The organism is Pedobacter sp. 01N416 (assembly GCF_056399685.1).
On record NZ_JBFTRT010000799.1, the window covers coordinates 1 to 1718 of the forward strand.

The 1718-nt window shown below is 38.8% G+C and carries 1 protein-coding gene; it reads left to right on the plus strand.

Translation table 11 applies throughout. The annotated features are described in order from the left end of the window. Positions 1–1615, plus strand: a 1615-nt coding sequence (locus AC1DND_RS27280; RefSeq protein ID WP_477585915.1) for a SusC/RagA family TonB-linked outer membrane protein, incomplete at its 5' end; no start/stop codon positions are given. Between the last annotated feature and the right edge of the window lie 103 nt (positions 1616–1718).

Below are 1718 nucleotides of genomic sequence, written 5' to 3' on the forward strand. Positions count from 1 at the left end.
GGTTGGGCACGAGTCTAAACTGTGGGATTATGAAAACGTATCGGCAAAGAGAACAAATTTTCCCAGCAATAATGTACAGGCCATAAATGGTGGTGATGCCACAACGGCTACCAACTCTGGCGATAAAGGACAAACAGCTGGAGAGTCCTATTTCGGCCGTATTGATTTTAAATACGATGATAAGTACAATGTTACGCTTAACGTCCGCAATGATGGGTCATCCAAATTTGCAGCTAATAACAGATGGGTGACCACTTATTCTGGTGCATTCGCCTGGAAACTGAAACAGGAAAAATTTCTTAAAGACGTAAAAGCGATCGATGATCTGAAACTTAGGATTGGATATGGTTTGCAGAATAACCAAAATATTCGTGATTATGCCTACGGCTCAACTTTAACGACTGTAGCAACATCATTATCGGGTAATTCGCAGCTGATTGCTACCAGTGGCAATCCTGATGTAAAATGGGAAACAACAAAAGGCTATAATACCGGTCTGGATGTAAGTATCCTGAACAGAAGGGTTGACTTTTCGATAGATGCGTATTATAAAAGAACGGATAACTTATTGTTAAGCCTCACCTTACCATTATATTCAGGTATGGTTGATGCTACAGGCTATGCCCCGGGATCGATCCAGTCACCTTATATCAATATCGGTTCTGTGAGTAATAAAGGGATTGAATTTTCTGTAACCACCCATAATATTAAATCTAAAAACTTCAACTGGAGAAGTAATCTGACATTTTCCCGTAACAACAATAAAATCCTCACCTTAAATACCGATGCTGCCGCACTATATGGTTATGCAGGTAGCACAGCAATTACCAAATCAACGGTGGGCCGATCGATTGGGGAGTATTATGGTTACGAAACATTAGGCACCTATAAAAATGCAGAAGATTTTAAAAAGTATCCTGCTTTACCACAAAAAGGTGGACTTCCAATTCCAATCACCAATGGTTCAGGAGGTGTATGGGTAGGAGATGTTATATTTAAGGATCAAAATAACGATGGCGTGATCGATGAAAGCGACCAGGTTTATTTAGGTTCACCAATTCCGAAATTCCAGTTTGGAATAAACAACAGCTTTAATTATAAAAACTTCGACCTGAATATCTTCATGTCTGGAAATTATGGCAATAAACTTTATAACCAGGTGAGGGTAGATGCAGAAAATCCGAATCAGAATTTTGGATACTTTAGAAATGTGGGAGATTTTGCCCGCATAGGGTTAATTAATCCTGCCGGTTCTGCTACTGATATCAACAACGTATATATTACTAATCCCGAAACCAGTATCACCAGAATCAGTCAGTCCAGCGGTAACGACAACCAACGTTTTTCGAGCAAATATATCGAAGATGGTTCTTTTATAAGGTGCAAAAGCATTACGCTGGGATATAATTTTAAAGAGAGTCTTTTATCTAAAATCCACCTGAAAAACTTGCGCCTGTATGCCCAGGTAACCAACGTATTTACAATTACAAAATATAAAGGTTACGATCCTGAGATAGGTTCATGGAATCCCTTAGCAGCAGGTGTAGATAATGGATATTATGCGCAGCCACGTGTGTTTACTATTGGTGCCAACATCTCTATTTTAAACAACTAAGACCTAAAATTATGAAACATATTAAACTATACATACTCACTTTATTCGCCGCTGCCATAATAATAAGCGGCTGTAAAAAAGATTTTCTGGATAGAGCGCCCTT